Below are 1,480 nucleotides of genomic sequence, written 5' to 3'. Positions count from 1 at the left end.
GGCATTCTACGGTGTAGCCCCAAATGCGGCGTTGCCTATTCAGAGCACGCCGGTTAGCTACTCGTTCAACGTGAACCTGTCAGGTCCGCAGACACTGGCCCAGGATGTAACGGTGAATCTGGCCGTTGACCCGACCGTACTGACAACGTATAATGCAGCAAACGGCACTACATATAAGGCGCTTCCTGCTTCATTATATCAGTTAGTAAGTACCTCAACGACAATCAAAGCAGGTCAGCGTTTGGCACCAGTATCGATTAATTTTTCGACAGGTAGTGATAAGATTGCCGATCCGGTAGCTTTCAACGATGCCAATTATGCCTTACCGGTTCGGGTAACGGGCACCAGCAATAACCTGGCCGTGAGCAGCAACTACGGCTACAAGATTATCCTGCTGAAATTGAAGAATAAATACGATGGTGTTTATACTCCAACCGGAACACTGGTTGACGTGACCAACCCAGCCTTTATAAGCTTAGCGTCTGCCGGCAAACCTGTCGAATATACCCTGGAAACGGTTTCCGCTACAAAGTGTGTTCTGGTCGACAATCAGTACTTCACGCCCGGTACACGGATTGCTCTTTTCTGGACAGGTACAGCGGTAAGCGGATACGGAAGTTTTTCACCAGTTATTGAATTCGATCCGGTGACTAATAAGATCGTATCGGTAACTAACTACTACGGCGTTCCAGCTAATACACGTACTGCCCAACTAGACCCAACTGGTGTCAATACGTTCGATCCGGCTACAAGAACGATCAGAATCAAGTACCAGATGCGTCAACCAAGCGTTGTGGCAGCAGCACCAAACATTCGCACGATTTGGAATGAGACCTGGACGTTTCTGAGGGAGCGTTAGGGTTTTACCCTTCTTTCACAAAAAAGCCTCAGCTATCTAGCTGAGGCTTTTTTGTGAAAGAAGGGCTCGAATGAGATACGTTCACTAGTAAAATTGGTTTGGATCGAGGTCGTCTCTTTTAGAATAAATGCAGTTTCACCGACGCCATACATTATCTCGATAATAAACCAAACGGCCAACCAAGAGTGCTTGAATCACTCCAGGTACGTTGTTATTGATTAGCACAACGACGTACCTATTACTTAACCAGCTTATAGTGCCGGAGAAGCGGTGCCAGACCAAATCTGGCACCGCTTCTCGTTTCCATCAATCCAGGCGTTGTTGCCTGACAGCACACGTGCGCAGAGGCGATCAAACCTGCAGAAGAAAGCGATTATTCTTGATTTATATACGTAAAAATCAAACAAACTACTTAATAGTTTTTTAGTAATTATCCTATTCGTTACCAAATTACAATTAATTATAAATTCTTAAAACAATTTGTTAGTAGGACAACTACTTAGTAGTTTAGTGAGCTTAAATTGTATTTTTTCACGTAAACTAATCAACTTTCTAACAATGAGAAAACTTTTACTGATCGTGCAGCTACTGCTGTGCTTCATAAGTGTTCCTCTACTAGCG

At 44.4% G+C, this 1,480-nt stretch carries 1 protein-coding gene; it reads left to right on the top strand.

Translation table 11 applies throughout. The annotated features are described in order from the left end of the window. The coding region (locus J2I46_RS32545; protein WP_207333295.1) for a DUF1735 domain-containing protein at nt 1-859 on the top strand (859 nt) is incomplete at its 5' end. Nucleotides 860-1,480 lie beyond the last annotated feature (621 nt).

It is taken from the genome of Fibrella forsythiae, from assembly GCF_017353175.1.
GTDB lineage: Bacteria > Bacteroidota > Bacteroidia > Cytophagales > Spirosomataceae > Fibrella > Fibrella forsythiae.
This window is presented reverse-complemented; position numbering and strand designations above follow the sequence as displayed.